A 22,901-nucleotide genomic window follows, 5' to 3' on the forward strand; every position below is an offset into this window, starting at 1 on the left:
ACAGCAAAAACAATCTGTTACCATGTGAAGGATTTTTCAGCAACATTATGGCGAGACGTGGATCACATCTCGCCATTTTTTGAGATTATTGCCAGCCGTAGCGGCGGCTATAGAAGCCCTTAACGGCCTGGGTAAGCATCACATACCCCCCGAGGATCAGCACCAGCAGCGGGAAGTAGCTCAGCGGCAGCGCCTGCAAGTGGAGATACTCGGCCAGCGGTGAGAACGGCAGCGCGATACCCAGCGCCATCACCAGCAGCGTCATCACCATCAGCGGCCACGCCGGGCGGCTTTGCAGGAACGGAATGCGGCGGGTACGGATCATATGCACAATCAGGGTTTGTGACAGCAGGCCTTCAACAAACCAGCCGGACTGGAACAGGGTCTGAGCTTCCGGCGTATTGGCGTTGAAAATCCACCACATCACGCCAAAAGTTACGATATCGAAGATGGAGCTGAGCGGCCCGAAGAACACCATAAAGCGGCCAAGGTCGGACGGGTTCCAGCGCTGCGGCTGCTGAATTTGCTCATCGTCCACGTTGTCGAACGGGATAGCTACCTGAGAGACGTCGTACATCAGGTTCTGGATCAGCAGATGGATAGGCAACATAGGCAGGAACGGCAGGAAGGCGCTCGCCACCAGCACGCTGAACACGTTGCCGAAATTGGAGCTGGCAGTCATTTTGATGTACTTCAGCATGTTGGCAAAAGTACGACGCCCTTCGATAACGCCCTCTTCCAGCACCATCAGGCTTTTTTCCAGCAGGATGATATCGGCCGCCTCGCGGGCAATATCTACCGCACCGTCAACGGAAATGCCGATATCCGCCGCGCGCAGGGCCGGAGCATCGTTAATGCCGTCGCCCATAAAGCCAACCACGTGGCCTTCACCTCGCAGCAGACGGACGATGCGCTCTTTGTGCATCGGGGTCAGGCGGGCAAACAGCGTAGTTTGCAGCGCAACGCGCGCCAGCTCTTCGTCGCTCATCTCTTCGATGTCGCTGCCGATTATCAGGTCGCCCACTTCCAGACCCACTTCACGGCATACTTTCGCCGCCACCAGTTCGCTGTCGCCGGTGAGGATTTTTACCGCAATACCGCTGGCTTTCAGCGCCTTCAGCGCCGGAGCCGTGGTCTCTTTCGGCGGATCGAGGAAGGCAATATAGCCTTCGAGGATAAGGTCAGACTCATCCACGCGGCTGTAATCTTCGCTGCGTGCAGGCTGTAATTTAGTAGCAACAGCTACCACGCGCAGGCCCTGGCTGTTAAGGGAATCGGTCACGCTGCGAATACGTTTCAGCATCCCTTCGCTAAGCGGCACAATTTCGTCGCCGTGGCGGACGTGGGTACAAACGTTGAGAATTTCCTGGAGCGCGCCTTTGCAGATCAGCTGATGGACGTCCGGCTGCTCGCAAACCACTACCGACATACGGCGGCGGTCAAAATCAAACGGAATTTCGTCCACTTTGTGCCAGCGGGCAACGGCCGTGCGGGCGTGATCGGCGTCAACGCCTTCCAGCACAGCCACGTCCAGCAGGTTTTTCAGGCCGGTCTGATAATGGCTGTTCAGCCAGGCGGTGTGCAGAACGCGGTCGCTCTCCTCACCGAAGATATCGGTGTGGTTTTCCAGCACGATACGGTCCTGCGTGAGGGTGCCGGTTTTATCGGTGCAGAGAATGTCCATCGCGCCGAAGTTCTGGATAGCGTCGAGGTGCTTAACGATAACTTTCTGTTTAGACAGTTTTACCGCCCCGCGAGCGAGCGTGGAGGTGACTATCATCGGCAGCATTTCCGGCGTCAAACCAACCGCAACGGAGAGCGAAAACAGGGCCGCTTCCCACCAGTCGCCTTTGGTAAAGCCGTTAATCAGCAGCACGACAGGCACCATCACCAGCATAAAGCGGATCAGCAGCCAGCTAACCCGGCTGATACCGCGCTGGAAGGCGTTTGGCTCGCTTTCCTGCTGGGTGACGCGCCCGGCAAGCTGGCCGAACCAGGTATTGCCCCCGGTGGCGATAATCATAGCCAGCGCGGTGCCGCTGACCACGTTAGTGCCCATAAAGCAGAGGTTGTCGCACTCCAGCGGGTTATGCTGGTCGTGCTGACGGCTGACGGCCACTTTTTCTACCGGCAGAGATTCGCCGGTCAGCGAAGCCTGGGCAACGAACAGGTCACGAGCCTGGATCACACGCAGGTCGGCGGGGATCATATCTCCGGCGGCGAGTTTGACGATATCACCCGGCACCAGTTGATCCAGCGGCACTTCTACGTAGCCATACTCGCCCTGCTCATTGATGACCCGCAGCACGGTCGCCGTGTTGCTTACCATCGCCTTGAGCGCGTCCGCCGCACGGGTGGAGCGGGTTTCCTGAATGAAGTTCAGCAGCGTGGAGATAACCACCATCAGCGCGATAACGCTGGCGCCAAACAAGTCGTCTTCCGTCGCGTAGGAAAAAATTCCCAGCGCCGTCAGCAGCAGGTTGAACGGGTTGCGGTAGCAAATCCACAGATGAATGAACCACGGTGAAGGCTTCTGGGCCGGGATCTGGTTCATGCCAAACGTTTCGCGCGCCTTTTCGACTTCGCGTTCGTTAAGCCCTTCCGGGTGGCTGCCAAACTCAAGGTAAAGCTGCTCTTCGCTGGCCGCAGCGTATTTCAGGCAGGATTGGGTCAGCGTGGCCGGAATGTCAGCGGCTTTAGCCACAACGTTGCCGTCGGGCATCGGGTCACGCTGCACCAGGCGGCGAGGCAAATGGCGGCTCAACTGGGACATCAGCTGGCGAGTAAGATTTTTTAATTGCATAGAACGTCCTTAGCGCCGTCTGGAGCGGCACCCCTTCTTCTGCAAGCGCGGCAAGGCCTCACCCGGCAGGAGATTATCAAATAGCAGGGACGTCAAAAGAGAGAATGCGTCGCTGCCTTACAAAATCGGTAAGGCAGCGGCTGTTAACCTGGGGCTTACCGGAAAATTCCTGTTACTTCAGGGTGAGGACTGGGATCGGGTTCCATGTCGTCTCCGGTAGCGTTGAAAGAGAAATAGCATTATGCCTTCTGGCATAATCAGAATGCCGCTTATACTACGCCGGTAAAACTAAACCGTCTGTAAACCAGATTTTGCCCATGGCGGGTTCGGAATACTGGGTTAAAGTTTTACGCTTCCTAAGTATAATTCTGATTACAGCCCGAAGGCGAAAACGTGACAATATTTGCCCTCGTAAACCGGTTGTCACCCGGTTTGCTCCGTGACTACCAGGAAAAAGAGTAACAATGCAAAGCCGCCTGACCATTAAAGACATTGCCCGCTTAAGCGGAGTCGGGAAATCAACCGTCTCTCGCGTATTGAATAATGAAAGCGGCGTCAGCGCCCGCACGCGTGAGCGGGTGGAAGCGGTTATGCAGCAGCATGAGTTCTCTCCTTCCCGCTCCGCCCGTGCCATGCGCGGCCAGAGCGATAAAGTGGTGGCGATTATCGTCTCGCGCCTCGACTCCCTGTCGGAAAATCTCGCGGTTCAAACCATGCTGCCTTGCCTCTACGAGCAAGGTTACGACCCCATCATGATGGAAAGCCAGTTTTCGCCGGAGATGGTAGAAGAGCACCTGGGCATGCTGCGCCGCCGCAATATCGACGGCGTTATCCTGTTTGGCTTTACCGGCATTAGCGAAAAAATGTTGCAGCCGTGGCGCTCAACGCTGGTGCTGATGGCGAGGGATGCCAACGGCTTCGCTTCCGTCTGTTATGACGATGACGGCGCGATTCAGATTCTGATGTCCACTCTTTACCAACAGGGGCATCGCCACATCAGTTTTCTGGGCGTGCCGCATGCCGACGTTACCACAGGCTACCGCCGCCACCAGGCTTACCTCGATTTTTGTAGCCGACACGACATCACGCCGAATGCCGCCCTTCCGGGGCTGGCAATGAAGCAGGGCTATGAGCACGTTGTGGATGTGTTAACCCCACAAACTACCGCCCTGCTGTGCGCCACCGACACCCTGGCGCTGGGTGCCAGCAAATATCTTCAGCAGCAAAACCGCAGCAGCCTGCAGCTCGCGAGCGTGGGCAATACGCCGCTGATGAAATTCTTGCACCCGGAGATTATCACCGTCGATCCAGGTTACGCCGAAGCCGGGCGAGCCGCGGCGTTGCAGCTGATCGGCCAGATCTCACAGCAGCAACAACTGCGGCAAATCGTTATTCCCAGCCACCTTCAATAAGCCCTGAGGATCGGGATTATTGTGATCCCGGCCTGATTTCGGGAACGTTCCCATTTTCGCAAAATGGATTACTGGCTACCCTTATAGTCAGGTCATTACCTCCATACCCCAGGGTGTCAATATGAGTAAAGTCAAACAGCAGGACATAGATAAGCTGATTGAGTTGGTCGGCGGGCGCGAAAACATCGCCACCGTTAGCCACTGTATTACCCGGCTGCGTTTTGTTCTGAATAATCCCGAGAATGCCAGTCCTAAAGAGATCGAAAACCTGCCGATGGTGAAAGGCTGCTTTACCAATGCCGGACAGTTTCAGGTGGTTATCGGCACCGACGTTGACGACTATTACAAAGCGCTGATTGCCACCACCGGGCTAAGCTCCGCTGACAAAGAGCAGGCCAAAACGGCCGCCCGTCAAAATATGAAATGGCACGAGCAGCTGATCTCCCACTTCGCGGAGATCTTCTTCCCGCTGCTGCCCGCGCTGATAAGCGGCGGTTTGATCCTCGGCTTCCGCAACGTCATTGGCGATTTGCCGATGAGCAACGGCGAAACGCTTGCGCAGATGTACCCGGCGCTGAAAACCGTTTATGACTTCCTGTGGCTGATTGGCGAAGCCATCTTCTTCTACCTGCCGGTAGGGATTTGCTGGTCTGCGGTCCGCAAGATGGGCGGAACGCCCATCCTCGGGATCGTGCTGGGCGTCACGCTGGTATCACCTCAGCTGATGAACGCCTACGAGCTTGGCAGCAAAATTCCGGAAGTCTGGAACTTCGGCTGGTTCACGATTCAGAAAGTGGGCTATCAGGCTCAGGTTATCCCGGCATTGCTGGCGGGCCTGGCGCTGGGCTTCATTGAAACTCGCCTGAAACGCATCGTGCCGGACTACCTCTACCTGGTCATTGTGCCGGTTTGCTCGCTGATTCTGGCGGTCTTCCTTGCCCATACGGTGATTGGTCCGTTTGGCCGCATGATTGGCGACGGCGTGGCCTTCGCGGTTCGCCATCTGATGACGGGCAGCTTTGCCCCGGTCGGCGCGGCGCTGTTTGGCTTCCTGTACGCCCCGCTGGTTATTACCGGCGTGCACCAGACCACGCTCGCCATCGACATGCAGATGATTCAAAGCATGGGCGGGACGCCGGTCTGGCCGCTTATTGCGCTGTCTAACATTGCTCAGGCTTCCGCGGTTGTTGGCATCATCATTTGCAGCCGTAAGCAAAACGAGCGCGAAATTTCGGTTCCGGCGGCGATTTCCGCCTACCTCGGGGTAACCGAACCGGCTATGTACGGTATCAACCTGAAGTATCACTTCCCGATGCTGTGCGCGATGGTGGGTTCCGGCCTTGCTGGCCTGCTTTGCGGCCTTAACGGCGTGATGGCAAACGGCATCGGCGTGGGCGGCCTGCCGGGCATTCTTTCTATCCAGCCTAAGTTCTGGGGCATTTACGCGATTGCGATTGTGATTGCGGTCATCGTACCTATTGTTCTGACATCTGTGGTGTATAAGCGCAAATTGCGTCAGGGCACATTGTTGGTGGTTTAATTCGATTTACCGGTGGGCAGCAATGCCCACCCTTCAGCTAGCAGGAACCCGCTATGAATATCACTCCTCCGTGGTGGCAGCACGGCGTCATCTATCAGATTTACCCAAAGAGTTTTCAGGACACCACCGGCAGCGGCACCGGCGACCTGAAAGGCGTGATTAAACGCCTGGACTACCTTCAGAAGTTAGGCGTGGACGCCATCTGGCTGACGCCGTTTTACCTCTCCCCGCAGATCGATAACGGCTATGACGTAGCGGATTACTGCGCTATTGACCCCACCTACGGCACGCTGGACGACTTCGATTCACTGGTAGCCGAAGCCCACCAGCGCGGTATCCGCATCATTCTGGACATGGTGTTTAACCATACCTCCACGAAGCATGAATGGTTCCAGAAGTCGCTGGATAAAAGCAGCCCGTATCGCGAGTTTTATATCTGGCGCGACGGAACGCCGGATCTGCTGCCGAATAACTGGCGCTCAAAATTTGGCGGTAACGCCTGGCAATGGCACGCGGAGAGCGGCCAGTATTATCTGCATCTGTTCGCACCTGAGCAGGCCGACCTGAACTGGGAGAACCCGCAGGTACGCGCCGAGCTGAAAAAAGTGTGCGAATTCTGGTCCGACCGCGGCGTGGACGGCCTGCGCCTGGACGTGATTAACCTGGTCTCCAAAGATCAGCAGTTCCCGAACGACGTTGCCGGAGGCGATGGCCGCCGTTTCTATACCGACGGGCCGCGCGTTCACGAATTCTTGCAGGAAATGAGCCGTGATGTTTTCAAACCGCTCAGCATGATGACCGTCGGCGAGATGTCCTCGACCTCGCTGGATAACTGCCAGAAGTACGGCGCGCTTGACGGCAGCGAACTGTCGATGACCTTTAACTTCCATCACCTGAAGGTGGATTATCCCGGCGGCGAGAAATGGACGCTGGCAAAACCTGATTACGTGGAGCTGAAGTCCATCTTCAACCACTGGCAGCGGGGCATGCACAACGTTGCGTGGAACGCGCTGTTCTGGTGTAACCACGACCAGCCGCGCATCGTTTCTCGCTTCGGCGACGAAGGCGAACTGCGCGTTACCTCGGCCAAAATGCTGGCGATGGTGCTGCACGGCATGCAGGGCACGCCGTATATCTACCAGGGCGAAGAGCTGGGGATGACCAACCCTCATTTCAGCCGCATCGACGAATACCGCGATGTAGAAAGCCTGAATATGTACGCCGAACTGCGCAGCCAGGGCCGCGACAGCGACACGCTGATGGCTATCCTGGCCAGTAAATCCCGCGATAACAGCCGCACGCCAATGCAGTGGGATGCGGGCGCTAACGCTGGCTTCAGCGAAGGAACGCCGTGGATTGGGCTGTGCGATAACTACCAAACGGTGAATGCCGCTGCCGCGCTGGCGGACGATGAGTCGGTATTCTATGCCTATCAGCGGCTGATTAAGCTGCGTAAGGCCGAGCCGGTGCTGACCCTGGGTAACTATAAGGACTTGCTCCCGGAACACCCGCTGGTGTGGAGCTACAGCCGTGAATGGGAAGGGCAAACGCTGGTGGTTGCCGCGAACCTCAGCAATCAGCAGCAGTGGTTGCAGCTGGACGGCTTCAGCGGCGAATGGGAAGTGCTGATGAGCAACTACCCTGACGCAGCAGACAAACCGGGCGAGATGAGCCTGCGCCCGTTTGAGGCAGTCTACTGGATTAAGCGCTAGCGCTTTGTGCTCGCCCTTCCCCCTGCCGCTTTGCAAAGTGGCCGGGGTGAGGGGCAAGCCTTGTTAGCCTTTCAGCTCATTCACCCGGCTTAGCCAGTAGTTCACGCCTTCATCAATCAGTGGGTCGGTAATGTCGTTGGCGCCCTGCACCAGCGCAGGTTGCTGCCAGATCATGCCGGTTTTATTCGCCATGGCATGGAACGGCAGCAGCAGAGCTTCCACTGCATACTGATTATAACCTTCCGGGGTGTAGGCCTGAGCGGAGCCGCCGGTAGAGGTGGCAACCAGCAGTTTTTTACCGTGCAACGCCTTGCCATCGCTGCCGTAGGCAAACCCGTAGCTCAATACATGATCCTGCCATTCTTTCAGGATAGCCGGCGAGCTGTACCACCAGAACGGAAACAGCATCACGATAGCATCATGCTCACACAGCAATTTTTGCTCGCGCTCAACATCAATATTGAAATCCGGGTATGCCCGCATCAGCTCATGTACGGTGACATCTGCCAAACCGCTGAGCGCTTCGACCGCCGCATGGTTAATACGAGATTTTTCAGGGTAGCGGTGCGCCGCCAGAACCAGAACCTTTTTCATTTTCCTGCCCTTTATGCTTTGTGATGTCGCTATCTTTTCAGATAGCAGGACTTACCTGTAGTCTGTATCAGGGCATATCTGTTTCAACTAAAGGTTATAAACATGGCGCTTCCACCGGATGTTCATCGGCTCATTCCCGCGTTTCTGGCCGCGGCGGACTGCCAAAGCTTTTCTGCGGCGGCGCGCCAGCTGGGCATTACGCCGGCGGCGGTGAGTAAAAACGTGCGCCAGCTTGAGCAACGCCTGGGCATCGTGCTTTTTGGGCGCAATACGCACTTTGTGGTGCTAACCGAAGAAGGCATGGCGCTGCGGGAGCAGGTTGCCCCGCTATGGCAGGCGTTGAATCAGGCGCTGGTTAACCCGAAGTCGGAACCTGCGGGCCTGCTGAGAATTAGCGTTATCCCCGGCTTTGGCCGCCATCGCCTCATGCCCCTGATGAGCGAATTCCAGCGGCGCTATCCGCAGATACGCATCGAACTCTCCATGGAAGCCCGCAGCGTTAATCTGATTGGCGAGCGGATAGATATTGCCATTGGGCACCGAACCGTGCGCGATAGCCGCGTAGTGGCACGCGAACTTTATGAAAGCAAAACGATAGTGGCGGCAACGCCCTCCTACCTTGAACGCTACGGCACACCACAAAAGCCGGAAGAACTGTTGCATCACCGCTGCCTTGTGCACCGTAACCCCGGCACGGGCCGCCTGCAGCACTGGCTGGATGATGACTCGCTGATAGACGAAGCCTCTTCGTGGTTTATCACCACGTCACCGGATTCGCTGGTCGACGCGGCACTTTCAGGAATGGGCATTATTTGCCTGGCAGACTGGTATCTGGATAAGCTCGTGGAGGAAGGCAGGCTTAAGGCAATTCTGAAAGAGTATACGCCCGCGCCGCAGCAGCTTTGGATGAAGTATGCCGGCGGAAAACTCCCTCCCAGAACGGCCGTATTCGTTGAATATTTAAACGAAAAATTCCGCCGTTAATTTACTTTTTTTTGCGAACGCCCACCGTTTCTACCGCCTCCGATTTACCTTGTTCTGCATCAATAAAATGGTAAACATGTTTGATGCAAATCACTATATATAGAACTTAAAATGCATCCCGGCCCTACATGTTGTATCTATCGACTAATATAGCTACAGCACCTCAGGGATAAATCTGGGGATTATCTGTGGATAAACAGGGCCGCACTTCGGGAAGTCTATGGCAGGACAAATAGCTACGCGCTCCCGGAGCCTCCCATCCTTTGTGGATAACCTTTTATAAAAATGGAGAGACAATGACACCGCATGTGATGAAAAGAGACGGGTGCAAAGTACCTTTCACTTCAGAGCGCATCAGAGAAGCTATTCTGCGTGCAGCTAAAGCAGCGGGAGTCGATGACGCGGACTATTGCGCCACCGTCGCAGATGTCGTCAGCGCCCAAATGGCGGGCCGCAGCCAGGTAGACATCGGAGAAATTCAGACAGCGGTAGAAAACCAGCTGATGGCCGGTAACTACAAGCAGCTGGCGCGCGCCTATATCGAATATCGCCACGATCGCGATATCGAACGCGAAAAACGTGGCCGCCTGAATCAGGAAATTCGCGGTCTGGTTGAGCAAACAAACTCCGCCCTGCTTAACGAGAACGCCAACAAAGACAGCAAAGTTATCCCAACCCAGCGCGATCTGCTGGCCGGGATCGTGGCCAAGCATTATGCCAAACAGCACCTGCTGCCGCGCGATGTTGTCCTGGCGCACGAGCGCGGGGATATTCATTATCACGATCTCGATTACTCCCCGTTCTTCCCGATGTTCAACTGCATGTTGATCGATCTGAAAGGCATGCTGACCCACGGCTTTAAAATGGGTAATGCGGAAATCGAGCCGCCGAAGTCTATCTCCACCGCAACGGCGGTAACCGCCCAGATTATCGCCCAGGTAGCCAGCCACATTTACGGCGGCACCACGATTAACCGCATCGATGAAGTGCTGGCCCCGTTTGTGACCGAAAGCTTTAATAAGCACCGTAAAGTGGCCGAAGAGTGGCAGATCCCGGACGCGGAAGGTTACGCCCACTCCCGCACCGAGAAAGAGTGCTATGACGCCTTCCAGTCACTCGAGTATGAAGTGAATACGCTGCATACCGCCAACGGCCAGACGCCGTTTGTGACCTTTGGTTTTGGGCTTGGCACCAGCTGGGAGTCACGCCTGATCCAGACTTCTATCCTGCGTAACCGCATCGCGGGTCTCGGCAAAAACCGCAAGACGGCGGTGTTCCCGAAACTGGTGTTTGCTATTCGCGACGGCCTGAATCACAAGTTCGGCGATGCCAACTACGACATCAAACAGCTGGCGCTCGAGTGCGCATCCAAACGCATGTACCCGGATATTCTTAACTACGATCAGGTCGTTAAAGTGACCGGCTCGTTTAAAACGCCAATGGGCTGCCGCAGCTTCCTCGGCGTGTATGAGGAAAACGGCGAGCAAATTCACGACGGGCGTAATAACCTCGGCGTCATCAGCCTTAACCTGCCGCGCATTGCGCTGGAAGCTAAAGGCAGCGAAGAGGCATTCTGGAAGCTGCTGGATGACCGCCTGCAGCTGGCTCGTAAAGCGCTGATGACCCGCATTGCACGCCTTGAAGGCGTTAAAGCCCGCGTAGCGCCCATTCTGTATATGGAAGGGGCCTGCGGCGTGCGTCTGAAAGCCGACGACGATGTTTCCGAGATCTTCAAAAACGGCCGCGCTTCTATCTCTCTGGGCTATATCGGCATTCACGAAACGGTTAACGCGCTTTTTGGTAACCAGCACGTTTACGACAGCGAAGCGCTGCGCGAGAAAGCCGTTGCCATCGTCACGCGCCTGCGTGAAGCCACCGACAGCTGGAAAGAAGAAACGGGCTACGGCTTCAGCCTCTACAGCACCCCGAGCGAAAACCTGTGCGACCGTTTCTGCCGCCTTGATACCGCCGAGTTTGGCGTGGTGCCGGGCGTGACCGACAAAGGCTACTACACCAACAGCTTCCATCTCGACGTTGAGAAGAAAGTTAACCCGTACGATAAAATCGACTTTGAGGCACCGTACCCGCCTTTAGCCAACGGCGGCTTCATTTGCTACGGCGAGTATCCGAATATCCAGCACAACCTGCGGGCGCTGGAGGACGTATGGGATTACAGCTATAAGCACGTTCCTTATTACGGCACCAATACGCCAATCGACGAGTGCTACGAATGCGGCTTTACCGGCGAGTTCGAATGTACCAGCAAAGGCTTTACCTGCCCTAAATGCGGCAACCACGACGCGGCGCGCGTTTCGGTCACCCGTCGCGTTTGCGGCTACCTTGGCAGCCCGGACGCCAGGCCGTTTAACGCCGGTAAGCAGGAAGAAGTGAAGCGGCGCGTGAAACACCTGGGCAACGGGCAGATTGGTTAAATAGAACAATTCCCCTCACCCTGGCCCTCTCCCTTCAAGGGAGAGGGAACCGTTCGAGTATCAGGCCAATTCAATGAATTATCACCAGTATTATCCCGTCGACATCGTCAATGGACCCGGCACCCGCTGCACGCTGTTTGTTTCAGGCTGCGTGCACGAGTGCCCCGGCTGTTATAACAAGAGCACCTGGCGGCTGAATTCCGGTATGCCGTTCACCGCAGAGATGGCCGGCCGCATCATCGCCGACCTTAACGATACCCGCGTTAAGCGCCAGGGGCTGTCGCTTTCCGGCGGCGATCCGCTGCATCCGCAGAACGTACCGGAAATTCTCAGGCTGGTGCAGCGCGTGCGGGCCGAGTGCCCCGGGAAGGATATCTGGGTGTGGACAGGCTATAAAATCGATGAGCTGACGGCGGCTCAGCGCGAACTTGTTGATTTGATAAACGTGCTGGTAGACGGCAAGTTTGTACAGGATTTAAAAGATCCGGCGCTTATCTGGCGCGGCAGCAGTAACCAGGTCGTTCATCATTTACGTTAAAAAGCCCCTCGGGGCTTTTTTATTTCGCGCCAGCCCGCTCCCGCAGCTGCTTAGAATCAAGAATGGCAACGCCTTCATGGGAAGGATTAAGCGCTTCCTCCAGCATCGCTCGTGCGACGTCGCTCGCCTCAATCGCTTTTAACTTACCCGGCAGCAGCTTAAACAGCGGAGCCATTAACGATTCATTAAGGCGCTGAGATTCACGATGCCCCAGCAGCATTGAAGGACGGGCAATCGTCAACCTTGCCCAGTTCTGAGCTATCAGCGCGTCTTCCATCTCGCCTTTTACCCGATTGTAGAAAAACGGCGAGCGGCTATTCGCCCCCAGCGCGCTGACCACCAGCATATGCCTGGCCCCGAGCCGCAGCCCGGCTATAGCCGTGTCGACCACCAGCGTATAGTCCACGAGCACAAAGACCTCTTTGCTTCCTGCTTCGCGGATAGTGGTGCCGAGGCAGCAAAATACCGTGTCGACAGGCCCGGTGACCTGTAAAAGCGCGTCTGAAAGCTGAGGATCGTGCGGGTTAACAACCTTATCCATCGTGACCGCAAGCGGCCGCCGGGTAGGTGCGGCAACAGAAGTGATACGCGGGTCGTCATTAAGCAGGCGAAGTAAATGACCGCCGATAAGCCCGGTTGCGCCGGTTATTAAGATTCGACTCATAATGCCCCCCCGTTCGCGTTGAGCGCTTGCAATGTCAGCATGGTAGTCCAGGCTTAGTAGTGTGACAAACACAACGGAGGAAAGATGAGCAAGAAAATTGCAGTTCTGATTACCGACGAGTTTGAGGATTCTGAATTCACCTCACCGGCTGAGGAATTCAGGCAAGCTGGACATCAGGTTATTACTATTGAGAAGCGAGCCGGAAAAACGGTTACCGGCAAGAAAGGTGAAGCCAGGGTGAAAATAGACAAAGGCATTGATGAAGTTCGCCCTGCCGACTTCGATGCCCTTCTTCTACCCGGAGGACACTCCCCGGACGCCCTGCGCGGCGATGACCGATTTGTTACCTTCACCCGTGACTTTGTTCATTCCGGAAAACCAGTCTTTGCCATCTGCCATGGCCCACAATTGCTGATTAGCGCGGATGTGATACGCGGCAGAAAGCTTACTGCTGTAAAACCCATCGTCATCGACGTGAAAAATGCCGGGGCTGATTTTTACGACCAGGAAGTGGTCATCGACGGGCATCAGCTGGTCACCAGCAGAACGCCAGACGATCTTCCGGCCTTTAACCGCGAAGCCCTGATCCTGCTGGGTCGCTAGGCTTCGCGAAGCCAGTGTAGCTTCTTGCCAAAACCGAGCGTGTTGTCGGTCATTTTCAGCTCATCGAGGCGGATTTCCCACATCGGAGCCGACATCACGCGCGCAATCGGAAAGCGTTTAAGGTAGCGGCTGCGGTAGCTGGCAGACTCGTCTTCGCTCAACAGGCGAATTTCACCGCGAAATTGTAAGCCGCGAATTAGCGCTACGGTTTTTGGCTGGCCGTTGACCGTCCCCGCTACGGGCGACTGCTGGCCAATTAGCTCACCGTGGCGCGAGCTGGTTTCGCTGAGCAGATAGAATGCGACCCGCCCGGCGTCAAAAATATAAAAGGCGTTGGCGCACCAGAGCGATTCCCCACCGCCCACGCAATAGGTCAGAACGTGCTGTTTTGTCAGCCAGCGGCTGATGGCATTGAGTGATTCCATCGTAAACCTGAACAGTGATACTCTGCGGCAAATGTTAATTATGCGCCCGCCCTATGACTTCCTGGTATCTCTATTTAATTCGCTGTACCGATAACCGTCTGTATACCGGCATCACCACCGATGTGTCGCGCCGCTTCGCCGAACATCAGGCGGGGAAAGGCGCAAAGGCGCTGCGCGGCAAAGGGGAGTTAACGCTGGTGTTCCACCAGCCAATAGGCGACCGCTCGCAGGCGCTGCGGGCCGAATATCGCATTAAACAGCTCAGTAAAACCCAGAAAGAACGGCTGGTGGACGGGAAGGTAACCCTTGAAGACATGCTGGCAAGTCTTCAAGGGAAAACGGACTAAAAGCGATTGAAGTGGTCTGAATACTCCACCAGGCCTTCTACCCCGTTTAACGCATCGTCGGCCAGAGGATGGATCTGGAACGCCGTTTCCGTGCCCGGCCAGCCGCAGCGCAGGCCGAAGCGAGCAGCCGGCTGGAAGCCGAGTTTGCCGTACATTTCAGGGGAGCCAAGCGTGACGACAGCGGCATAGCCAAACTCATTGAGCGAGTCCAGCCCTTCGTAGACCAGCTGTTTAGCAATGCCCTGCCCGCGAACGGACTCGTCTACCGCCAGAGGAGCAAGCCCAACCCACTGCAACTCTTCGCCTTCCACCGCCACAGGGCTGAAAGCAACGTAGCCGATAACCTGGCCTTCGTCATCGGTTGCGACGAGCCCCAGGGTTAATAGCCCATCTTCCCGCAGCGCTCTGACCAGCCCGGCTTCACCTTCGCCTTCAAAAGAGCGACGCAGCAGCGCGTCGATGCCGGGGGCATCAATGGGGATCTCTACACGAATTAACATGGCTCACCTATCGAATTACTTTCAGCGGCGGCGTTATGTTTCAAACCCGCCTCAACAAAATCAGCCAGCTGAAGCAGCACGATGCGCAGCGGTTTAGGCATCGCATCCAGCTCAATGGCATCCATTAGATTCTTCACATATAACCCGAGTTCCGTATCGCCTTCAATAAGCAAACGACGCTGGAAGAACAAGGTATCCGGGTCTTGCTTACGCGCGGCTATCAGCAGCAGGTCATTAGCCTCGGCGCTAAAGCTTACGTCCGCTGGCGCATCGTCGCACACCAGCAGCTTATTGTCCTCAACGGAAGTAAACCACTTCAGCCCGAGATCGCGAACCTCAATACTTAGCCAGCGCCCTTCAAGAAAGTCCAGTTCGCCATCCTGGAGTGCCTGACGGAACTGCCAGCCGAGTACCTGCTCCAGTACCTGACGTTTGACGGCAAAGGGGGTCATCCTGACCGGTACCCGCAGCAGAGAAGGACCAACCTGAACCAGGTGAGAACGCAGTTTATCTAACACGGGCTTGACTCCTTTTAAAAATTTGCCGCTATTTTGCCATAACGACAATTCCCTATAGCGCGTCAAATCAACAATTCCGCAGGTTGCATAAGAGGCGAATTGGGGGCGCTCACTCTAAGCAATACGCCTTTCTCTGCCCCAAATCAAAAATTGTCGCCGACAGGTTAACTAAAATCCCGGTTCGTTAACAATTTTGCTGCCATCCCCGCGCAGCGAGGGCCAGCATACGCTGCGGCCCCCTAAGATTCAGGATAAATTATGGAGTTGCTTTGCCCAGCCGGAAACCTCCCGGCGCTGAAAGCGGCCATTGATAACGGCGCGGATGCGGTCTACATCGGCCTGAAAGATGACACAAATGCACGCCACTTTGCCGGACTTAACTTCACCGAGAAAAAGCTCCAGGAAGCCGTAAGCTATGTGCACCAGCGCCGCCGCAAGCTGCATATTGCTATCAATACTTTTGCACACCCGGACGGTTATGTGCGCTGGCAGCGTGCGGTCGATATGGCCGCCCAGCTTGGTGCCGATGCATTAATTCTTGCCGACCTGGCGATGCTGGAATATGCCGCTGAACGTTATCCGCATATTGAGCGCCATGTGTCGGTGCAGGCTTCGGCAACCAATGAAGAAGCGATCCGTTTTTATCATCGCAATTTTGATGTCGCCCGCGTGGTGCTCCCGCGCGTGCTTTCCATCCACCAGGTAAAACAGCTCGCCCGCGTAACCCCGGTTCCGCTTGAAGTGTTTGCCTTTGGCAGCCTGTGCATTATGGCCGAAGGCCGCTGCTATCTCTCCTCTTATCTGACGGGCGAGTCGCCTAACACCGTGGGCGCCTGCTCCCCCGCCCGGTTCGTGCGCTGGCAGCAAACGCCACAGGGCCTTGAGTCGCGCCTTAACGACGTATTAATTGACCGCTATGAGGAAGGCGAAAACGCCGGTTACCCGACGCTGTGTAAAGGGCGCTATCTGGTTGATGACCAGCGCTACCACGCGCTTGAAGAACCCACCAGCCTGAACACGCTAGAACTGCTGCCGGAGCTGCTGGCCGCGAATATCGCCTCGGTGAAAATTGAAGGTCGCCAGCGCAGCCCGGCCTATGTTACCCAGGTAGCGAAGGTCTGGCGGCAGGCTATCGACCGCTGTATGGCAGACTCGCAAAACTATCGGGCGCAGCCCGCCTGGATGGAAGCACTCGGTTCGATGGCCGAAGGAACACAAACGACTCTCGGTGCCTATCACCGTAAATGGCAGTAGGAAACAGCATGAAATATTCATTAGGGCCGGTGCTTTACTACTGGCCAAAAGAGACGCTGGAAAAGTTTTACCAGTCCGCAGCAAAAAGCAGCGCCGATGTCATTTATCTCGGGGAGGCGGTGTGCAGCAAACGTCGCGCCACCAAAGTCGGCGACTGGCTGGATATGGCAAAAATGCTGGCAAACGAGGGCAAGCAGGTGGTGCTTTCTACCCTCGCGCTGGTGCAGGCTCCTTCAGAGCTGAATGAGCTAAAACGCTATGTGGAAAACGGCGACTTCCTGATTGAGGCTAACGATATCGGCAGCGTGAATATGGCTGCCGAGCGCAAACTGCCGTTCGTTGCCGGGCACGCGCTCAACTGCTATAACGCCGTCACGCTGCGCCTGCTGCACAAGCAAGGAATGATGCGCTGGTGCATGCCGGTGGAGCTTTCCCGCGACTGGCTGGCTAATATGCTGGACCAGTGCGATGAACTGGGCATCCGCAACAAATTTGAAGTCGAGGTGCTCAGCTACGGCCATTTACCGCTGGCCTATTCGGCACGCTGCTTTACAGCTCGCTCCGAAGACCGCGCCAAAGATGAATGCGAAACCTGCTGCATTAAGTACCCGAACGGCCGGGATATGCGTTCTCAGGAGCAGCAGCAGGTCTTTGTGCTCAACGGCATTCAGACCATGAGCGGATATGTCTATAACCTCGGCAATGAGCTGGCTTCGATGCAGGGGCTGGTGGACATTGTGCGCCTCTCCCCAATGGGCATAGGCACGCTGGACGTGCTTGATGCCTTCCGCGCCAACGAAAACGGCAGTGCGCCGCTGCCGCTGGCGGCACGCAGCGACTGTAACGGCTACTGGCGGCGTCTTGCCGGGCTGGAGTTACAGGCATAATAAAAGCTCACTTTGTTAACAATAATCGTCATTTTCTAATGCACTATTAAAGATGCAGCTTTTCTGGCCGGTGCGGGATTCCTGCGCCAGGCTGGAAGAAGACCTTCAATCTGATGACTACGCTGTAACAAAAGTGAGCGGTTATGACTGACAAAAATATTGCTTTCTCGGTGCTGGATCTTGCGCCGATCCCTCAGGGCTCTTCCGCCCGCGAGGCCTTTTCCCACTCTCTGGATCTTGCCCGGCTGGCTGAAAAGCGCGGCTACCATCGCTACTGGCTGGCCGAGCACCACAATATGGTCGGCATCGCCAGCGCGGCAACGTCGGTGCTGATTGGCTACCTGGCGGCCAACACCACCACGCTGCATTTGGGTTCCGGCGGCGTGATGCTACCCAACCACTCTCCGCTGGTGATTGCCGAGCAGTTCGGGACGCTTAATACGCTGTACCCTGGCCGTATCGATCTCGGGCTTGGCCGCGCGCCGGGCAGCGACCAGCGCACTATGATGGCGCTGCGCCGCCATATGAGCGGCGATGTGGACAACTTCCCGCGCGATGTAGCGGAGCTGGTGGACTGGTTTGACGCCCGCGATCCTAATCCGCACGTACGCCCGGTTCCGGGCTATGGCGAGAAAGTGCCGGTGTGGCTACTTGGCTCCAGCCTGTATAGCGCTCAACTGGCGGCTCAACTGGGCCTGCCGTTTGCCTTCGCTTCGCATTTTGCGCCAGATATGCTGTTCCGCGCTCTACAGCTATACCGCGAGAACTTTAAGCCTTCCGAACGCCTGGCAAAACCTTATGCGATGGTGTGCATCAATATCATCGCCGCCGACAGCACCCGTGACGCAGAATTCCTGTTTACCTCGATGCAGCAGGCGTTTACTCGCTTGCGCCGGGGCGAAACCGGGCAACTGCCGCCGCCGGTGGAAAACATGCACCAGCTCTGGTCCGCGTCAGAACAATACGGCGTGCAGCAGGCGCTGAGTATGTCCCTGGTAGGAGATAAGGCAAAAATTCGCCACGGGCTTGAGTCCGTACTGCGTGAAACCGAAGCGGATGAAATTATGGTTAACGGGCAGATCTTCGATCACCAGGCTCGTTTGCATTCATTCGATCTGGCGATGCAGGTAAAAGAGGAATTGTTGGGCTAGTTTGTCATCCGGCCCTCCCGCAACGGGAGGGCCGCTATTCTGCTATTTGTAGACCGGCAGCAGATCGAAGGTCGAAAGAAGATGGATTGCCGCGTTGCCGACGCCGAACACCAGAATCAGCGCAATCATCGGCTTACCGCCCCAGACCCGGAACTTAGGGCTGCCAAAGCGTTTACGGGAAGCTCTGGCCAACAGCGCCGGAACAATCGCCGCCCAAATCGTTGCCGCCAGCCCGGCATAACCAATCGCATACAGGAAGCCGTTCGGCCACAGCAGGCCCCCCACAATCGGCGGCAGGAAAGTCAGCAGCGCCGTTTTCAGACGACCCAGAGCGGAATCATCAAAGCCAAACAGATCGGCCAGGTAGTCAAACAGCCCCAAAGTCACGCCGAGGAATGAACTTGCTACCGCAAAGTTAGAGAACACCACCAGCAGTAAATCCAGGCTACGGCTGTTCAGCACGCCGCTGAGCGCCTGTACCAGAACATCAATATTCCCGCCTTTTTCCGCAATGCCGATAAACTCCGGACGAGGAATGTTGCCCATCGTCCCCAGCAGCCAGATGGCGTACAGCACCAGCGCGAGCAGCGTGCCGTATACCAGGCAGCGGATGATGGTGCGCGGATCTTTGCCGTAGTATTTCATCAGGCTCGGCACGTTGCCGTGGTAGCCAAACGAGGCAAGGCAGAACGGCAGCGTCATCAGCAGATAAGGGGTGTAGGAAGCGTTGCTCTCGGCGACGTTAAACAGCGTAACCGGGGTAACGTGCCCAAGCAGGCTGCCAAAAGTCAGGAAGAAGGTGATGACCTTGGCGCCCAGCACAATAGCGGTCATCCGGCTTACCGCTTTAGTGCTCAGCCAGACAATAAACGCCACCGCCAGAGCAAACACCAGACCGGCAAGCCGCGCCGGTACGTTCAGAGACATTTCGCTAAAGGTGTGGTGCAAGATAGAGCCGCTGGCCGAGATGTAAGCGTAGGTCAGGATATAGAGGACAAACGCAATCGACAGGCCGTTTACCGCATTCCAGCGTCTGCCAAGCAGGTCTTTGGTGATGGTGTCGAAGCTGGAGCCGATGCGGTAGTTAAGGTTCGCTTCGAGGATCATCAGCCCGGAATGCAGCATGCAGAACCAGGTGAAAACCAGCGCCGCCAGCGACCAGAAGAACCAGGCACCCGACATAACCACGGGTAACGAAAACATCCCTGCGCCGATGATAGTCCCACCGATTATCATCACGCCGCCGATAAGCGAGGGCCTGGTGCCGGTGGTGGTTAAAGTTGTCATATCGGGTTCCCTGAAAAATGAGGTGAAGCGTAATGAAGTTGTCTGACGCGGCTCATTGTACCAGTACATGAGTACAAAAGGGATAAAAAAAAGCCCCGGTCGCAATAACCAGGGCTTTTTCACTGCCGCTCAGAAACAGAGCGGCAGATTATAGGTCAATTATGCATCACCGAAGCGACGACGTGCGGTTGCCGCACCGTCTTCACGACGTGGACCGCGACCGCCTTCACGACGTTCGCCGCTGAAGCTACGACCCGCGCCAGCACCGGCACCAGCGCCATCGCGACGTGGACCACGGCCACCTTCACGACGCTCACCGCCGAAGCTACGGCCGCCTTCACGAGCAGGACCGCCACGGCGTTCACCGCTGCGCTCAGGACGTGGCTGCGCGTCGCCCAGCAGCTGCATATTCATCGGTTTGTTGAGAATACGAGTGCGGGTAAAGTGCTGCAGAACTTCACCCGGCATGCCTTTCGGCAGCTCGATGGTGGAGTGGGTGCCGAACAGCTTGATGTTACCGATGTAGCGGCTGCTGATGTCGCCTTCGTTAGCGATAGCGCCAACGATGTGACGAACTTCAACGCCGTCATCACGGCCAACTTCGATGCGGTACAGTTCCATATCGCCAGCTTCACGACGTTCACGACGCGGACGGTCTTCACCACCACGCTCCGGACGGTCGCCGCGCGGGCCGCGATCGTTACGGTCGCCGCGACGTTCGAAACGATCGTCACGTTCTTTGAACTCGCGACGTGGGCGCATCGGTGCATCCGGTGGCAGGATAAGCGGACGCTCACCCTGAGCCATTTTCAGCAGAGCTGCGGCCAGCGTTTCGATGTCCAGTTCTTCTTCAGAAGAAGGCTGAATTTTTGCCAGCAGCGCGCGGTACTGATCCAGATCGCTGCTTTCCAGCTGCTGCTGAACTTTAGCGGCGAATTTAGCCAGGCGACGTTCGCTCAGCAGTTCTGCGTTTGGCAGTTCTACTTCAGGAATAGTCAGCTTCATGGTGCGCTCGATGTTGCGCAGCAGGCGGCGTTCACGGTTCTCAACGAACAGCAGCGCACGACCAGCACGACCAGCACGACCGGTACGACCGATACGGTGAACGTAAGACTCGGAGTCCATCGGGATGTCGTAGTTAACAACCAGGCTGATACGCTCAACGTCCAGGCCACGAGCCGCAACGTCGGTTGCGATCAGGATGTCCAGACGACCATCTTTCAGGCGCTCCAGAGTCTGCTCACGCAGGGCCTGGTTCATGTCGCCGTTCAGCGCGGCGCTGTTGTAACCGCTACGCTCCAGCGCTTCGGCCACTTCCAGAGTCGCGTTTTTGGTACGCACGAAGATAATCGCCGCATCAAAGTCTTCCGCTTCCAGGAAACGAACCAGCGCTTCATTTTTACGCATGCCGTAAACAGACCAGAAGCTCTGGCTGATGTCCGGACGAGTGGTTACGCTTGACTGAATGCGCACTTCCTGAGGATCTTTCATGAAGCGACGGGTAATACGACGGATAGCTTCCGGCATGGTTGCTGAGAACAGCGCGGTCTGATGTTCAGCCGGGATCTGCGCCATGATGGTTTCAACGTCTTCGATGAAGCCCATACGCAGCATTTCATCCGCTTCGTCCAGTACCAGACCTTTCAGGCCGGACAGGTTCAGGGTGCCGCGTTTCAGGTGGTCCAGCAGACGACCCGGAGTACCGACAACAATCTGTGGCCCCTGACGCAGAGCGCGCAGCTGCACGTCATAACGCTGGCCGCCGTACAGGGCCACGACGTTAACGCCATGCATATGTTTAGAGAAATCCGTCATGGCTTCTGCAACCTGAACCGCCAGTTCGCGGGTCGGCGCCAGCACCAGGATTTGCGGTGCTTTAAGCTCAGGATCGAGGTTGTTCAGCAGCGGTAAAGAGAACGCTGCGGTTTTACCGCTACCGGTCTGAGCCATGCCCAGAACGTCGCGGCCATTCAGCAGGTGTGGAATACACTCTGCCTGAATAGGTGATGGCTTTTCGTAGCCCAGATCGTTCAGGGCCTGAATGATGGAGGCGTGCAGCCCCAGATCAGAAAAAGTGGTTTCGATGATATCAGTCATGTAGTACATGTGCCTCATTGATGGCGGCCAGTCTACGTAACTCATCGTGAAATTGATCTGCAATTTTCATTGAAAAGTGTGAACCGGCTCAAATTTGATTGATTAACGAACAAAAACGCCCTCACCCGTTAAGGTGATGACTTTAGTTAAAAAGTTTATGGGACGATCGTTGTTCGTCAGCTATTGCTGGTCCGATTCTGCCAGGTCGTCTTGCTCCTGGCCCAAGAGCGCTAATTCCAACAATGCATAACGATGCTCAACGTAGTTGTGTACGTTGTTAGCAACCGCTAACTTGAACAGTGCCTTGGCGCTGTCCTTATCCCCCAGACTTAGGTAGTACTTACCTAAATAGAAGTTGGTTTCACTGAGATGCTCAGCGAGCGAGGTGTTATCCGTTGCGTCCGCCTTGAGGCGTTCCATTAGCTCTTTTTCGCTAATGTTGCCCAGGTAGAACTCGACAATGTTCCATCCCCATTGCTCTCTATCCGATTTCTCGAGACGCTGTTGTAGCGCCACTTTGGCCTGCTTTTCGTCCAGATTGCGTTCAGCAATATAGAGCCACAGGCTACGGAAAGGATCGTTGGGATCGTCTTGATAAAACGCCAGCAGATCATCTTGCGCTAAACGATAACGACCACCGTAATAGAGGGCGATACCGCGATTTAAATGCGCGTAGTTGTAAGTTGGATCAAGCTCAAGTACAGAATCAAACGCTTCATAGGCAGCATCAAAATTGCCTGCCTGCGTTAAATAAATGCCTAAGTAATTGAATACTTCAGGCATATCGGGACGGATGGCCAGCGCTTGTGAAAAATCATTCCGCGCCAAAGCCCTCAGACCGAGACTATCATACAACACTCCGCGCTCATATAAAAGCTGTGCGCGTTCGTCATCGGTTAAAGCCCGACTGGCAAGTATTTGTTCCATGCGTGCCAGAATCACTTCTTGCTGCAACGTAGGCTGCAGTGGCACCGCTAATACTTCGTTCTTACGCCAGGCAGAGTTGCTGCATCCGGCCAGCGTGATAGCTGTCGCAACGAAACACCAGCGCAAAAAAGGCTTCATTTCCTACTCCCGAAGACAACAAATGGATGAACGTCCTGTCCCCCGGCTGCAAACGAGACATCCGGTCCCGTAACAAACAGCTCTCCAT

Annotated in this window: 21 protein-coding genes; 11 read left to right on the top strand and 10 right to left on the bottom strand. The window is 56.0% G+C overall.

The window, feature by feature from the left end:
• Positions 1 to 85 precede the first annotated feature (85 nt).
• Positions 86 to 2,803 (bottom strand): magnesium-translocating P-type ATPase, encoded by a 2,718-nt coding sequence (mgtA, locus tag HMPREF0201_RS18750; RefSeq protein WP_016538339.1) that lies wholly within the window; start codon positions 2,801 to 2,803, stop codon positions 86 to 88.
• A gap of 464 nt (positions 2,804 to 3,267) precedes the next feature.
• On the opposite strand from mgtA, the gene treR reads away from it, so the two are divergent.
• The 3 genes from treR to treC all read left to right on the top strand — a co-directional run bounded on the left by treR (position 3,268) and on the right by treC (position 7,467).
• On the top strand, positions 3,268 to 4,215 hold the full coding sequence (treR, locus tag HMPREF0201_RS18755; RefSeq protein WP_016538341.1) for a trehalose operon repressor TreR: 948 nt from the start codon (positions 3,268 to 3,270) through the stop codon (positions 4,213 to 4,215).
• A gap of 121 nt (positions 4,216 to 4,336) precedes the next feature.
• Positions 4,337 to 5,755 (top strand): PTS trehalose transporter subunit IIBC, encoded by a 1,419-nt coding sequence (treB, locus tag HMPREF0201_RS18760; RefSeq protein WP_016538342.1) that lies wholly within the window; start codon positions 4,337 to 4,339, stop codon positions 5,753 to 5,755.
• Between the two features lie 53 nt (positions 5,756 to 5,808).
• Entirely contained in the window at positions 5,809 to 7,467 is a 1,659-nt protein-coding gene (treC, locus tag HMPREF0201_RS18765; RefSeq protein ID WP_016538343.1) for an alpha,alpha-phosphotrehalase, read from the top strand.
• A gap of 63 nt (positions 7,468 to 7,530) precedes the next feature.
• Here the strand turns inward: treC and HMPREF0201_RS18770 are convergent, their stop codons facing one another.
• On the bottom strand, positions 7,531 to 8,061 hold the full coding sequence (locus HMPREF0201_RS18770; protein WP_016538344.1) for an NAD(P)H-dependent oxidoreductase: 531 nt from the start codon (positions 8,059 to 8,061) through the stop codon (positions 7,531 to 7,533).
• A 102-nt stretch (positions 8,062 to 8,163) separates the two neighbouring features.
• Between HMPREF0201_RS18770 and HMPREF0201_RS18775 the strand changes: the two genes are divergently transcribed.
• The 3 genes from HMPREF0201_RS18775 (at position 8,164) to nrdG (ending at position 12,015) form a co-directional block, all read left to right on the top strand.
• Complete coding sequence (locus HMPREF0201_RS18775; protein WP_016538345.1) at positions 8,164 to 9,045, top strand: LysR family transcriptional regulator; 882 nt, start codon at positions 8,164 to 8,166, stop codon at positions 9,043 to 9,045.
• Positions 9,046 to 9,341: 296 nt separating this feature from the next.
• Positions 9,342 to 11,477: an anaerobic ribonucleoside-triphosphate reductase gene (gene nrdD / locus HMPREF0201_RS18780; RefSeq protein ID WP_039898850.1), complete on the top strand. Its 2,136-nt coding sequence runs from the start codon at positions 9,342 to 9,344 to the stop codon at positions 11,475 to 11,477.
• Between the two features lie 73 nt (positions 11,478 to 11,550).
• On the top strand, positions 11,551 to 12,015 hold the full coding sequence (gene nrdG, locus HMPREF0201_RS18785; RefSeq protein WP_039898851.1) for an anaerobic ribonucleoside-triphosphate reductase-activating protein: 465 nt from the start codon (positions 11,551 to 11,553) through the stop codon (positions 12,013 to 12,015).
• Between the two features lie 19 nt (positions 12,016 to 12,034).
• Here the strand turns inward: nrdG and HMPREF0201_RS18790 are convergent, their stop codons facing one another.
• Positions 12,035 to 12,679, bottom strand: coding sequence for an NAD(P)H-binding protein (locus tag HMPREF0201_RS18790; protein ID WP_039898852.1), 645 nt, complete (start codon positions 12,677 to 12,679; stop codon positions 12,035 to 12,037).
• A gap of 84 nt (positions 12,680 to 12,763) precedes the next feature.
• On the opposite strand from HMPREF0201_RS18790, the gene HMPREF0201_RS18795 reads away from it, so the two are divergent.
• Positions 12,764 to 13,282, top strand: a complete 519-nt coding sequence (locus tag HMPREF0201_RS18795) for a type 1 glutamine amidotransferase domain-containing protein (RefSeq protein ID WP_016538349.1) — start codon at positions 12,764 to 12,766, stop codon at positions 13,280 to 13,282.
• Here HMPREF0201_RS18795 and HMPREF0201_RS18800 read toward each other — a convergent pair.
• On the bottom strand, positions 13,279 to 13,707 hold the full coding sequence (locus HMPREF0201_RS18800; RefSeq protein WP_016538350.1) for a YhbP family protein: 429 nt from the start codon (positions 13,705 to 13,707) through the stop codon (positions 13,279 to 13,281). The two genes, HMPREF0201_RS18795 and HMPREF0201_RS18800, sit on opposite strands and share 4 nt — an antisense overlap.
• Positions 13,708 to 13,760: 53 nt before the next feature.
• Between HMPREF0201_RS18800 and HMPREF0201_RS18805 the strand changes: the two genes are divergently transcribed.
• Entirely contained in the window at positions 13,761 to 14,054 is a 294-nt protein-coding gene (locus HMPREF0201_RS18805) for a GIY-YIG nuclease family protein (RefSeq protein ID WP_016538351.1), read from the top strand.
• Here HMPREF0201_RS18805 and HMPREF0201_RS18810 read toward each other — a convergent pair.
• Both HMPREF0201_RS18810 and ubiT read right to left on the bottom strand, forming a co-directional pair.
• Positions 14,051 to 14,554 carry a GNAT family N-acetyltransferase gene (locus HMPREF0201_RS18810; RefSeq protein ID WP_016538352.1) on the bottom strand — a complete coding sequence of 168 codons (504 nt, stop codon included), beginning with the start codon at positions 14,552 to 14,554 and terminating at the stop codon, positions 14,051 to 14,053. The two genes, HMPREF0201_RS18805 and HMPREF0201_RS18810, sit on opposite strands and share 4 nt — an antisense overlap.
• On the bottom strand, positions 14,548 to 15,072 hold the full coding sequence (gene ubiT, locus HMPREF0201_RS18815) for a ubiquinone anaerobic biosynthesis accessory factor UbiT (RefSeq protein ID WP_039898854.1): 525 nt from the start codon (positions 15,070 to 15,072) through the stop codon (positions 14,548 to 14,550). Before ubiT ends, HMPREF0201_RS18810 begins: the two co-directional genes overlap by 7 nt.
• A 258-nt stretch (positions 15,073 to 15,330) precedes the next feature.
• Here ubiT and ubiU point away from each other — a divergent pair, with 258 nt between their 5' ends.
• The 3 genes from ubiU (at position 15,331) to HMPREF0201_RS18830 (ending at position 18,364) form a co-directional block, all read left to right on the top strand.
• Positions 15,331 to 16,326 (top strand): ubiquinone anaerobic biosynthesis protein UbiU, encoded by a 996-nt coding sequence (gene ubiU / locus HMPREF0201_RS18820; protein WP_016538354.1) that lies wholly within the window; start codon positions 15,331 to 15,333, stop codon positions 16,324 to 16,326.
• Between the two features lie 8 nt (positions 16,327 to 16,334).
• Positions 16,335 to 17,213 carry a U32 family peptidase gene (locus HMPREF0201_RS18825; protein ID WP_115586376.1) on the top strand — a complete coding sequence of 293 codons (879 nt, stop codon included), beginning with the start codon at positions 16,335 to 16,337 and terminating at the stop codon, positions 17,211 to 17,213.
• Between the two features lie 143 nt (positions 17,214 to 17,356).
• On the top strand, positions 17,357 to 18,364 hold the full coding sequence (locus tag HMPREF0201_RS18830) for a luciferase-like monooxygenase (RefSeq protein WP_016538356.1): 1,008 nt from the start codon (positions 17,357 to 17,359) through the stop codon (positions 18,362 to 18,364).
• Between the two features lie 42 nt (positions 18,365 to 18,406).
• Here HMPREF0201_RS18830 and mtr read toward each other — a convergent pair whose 3' ends face one another.
• The 4 genes from mtr to nlpI all read right to left on the bottom strand — a co-directional run bounded on the left by mtr (position 18,407) and on the right by nlpI (position 22,813).
• A complete protein-coding gene (mtr, locus tag HMPREF0201_RS18835) occupies positions 18,407 to 19,651 on the bottom strand; it encodes a tryptophan permease (RefSeq protein ID WP_039898856.1) in 1,245 nt (414 codons plus the stop codon).
• 159 nt (positions 19,652 to 19,810) lie between these two features.
• A complete protein-coding gene (locus HMPREF0201_RS18840; RefSeq protein WP_039898857.1) occupies positions 19,811 to 21,748 on the bottom strand; it encodes a DEAD/DEAH family ATP-dependent RNA helicase in 1,938 nt (645 codons plus the stop codon).
• Positions 21,741 to 21,818: a protein YrbN gene (gene yrbN / locus HMPREF0201_RS23130; protein ID WP_099458804.1), complete on the bottom strand. Its 78-nt coding sequence runs from the start codon at positions 21,816 to 21,818 to the stop codon at positions 21,741 to 21,743. The genes HMPREF0201_RS18840 and yrbN overlap by 8 nt, the downstream gene beginning before the upstream one ends.
• A gap of 110 nt (positions 21,819 to 21,928) precedes the next feature.
• The gene (nlpI, locus tag HMPREF0201_RS18845; RefSeq protein ID WP_008454770.1) at positions 21,929 to 22,813 is read right to left on the bottom strand and encodes a lipoprotein NlpI; all 885 of its coding nucleotides are present in this window, start codon (positions 22,811 to 22,813) and stop codon (positions 21,929 to 21,931) included.
• Positions 22,814 to 22,901: the final 88 nt, after the last annotated feature.

The sequence above is a fragment of the Cedecea davisae DSM 4568 genome (genome assembly GCF_000412335.2).
GTDB classification, from domain to species: Bacteria; Pseudomonadota; Gammaproteobacteria; order Enterobacterales; family Enterobacteriaceae; genus Cedecea; species Cedecea davisae.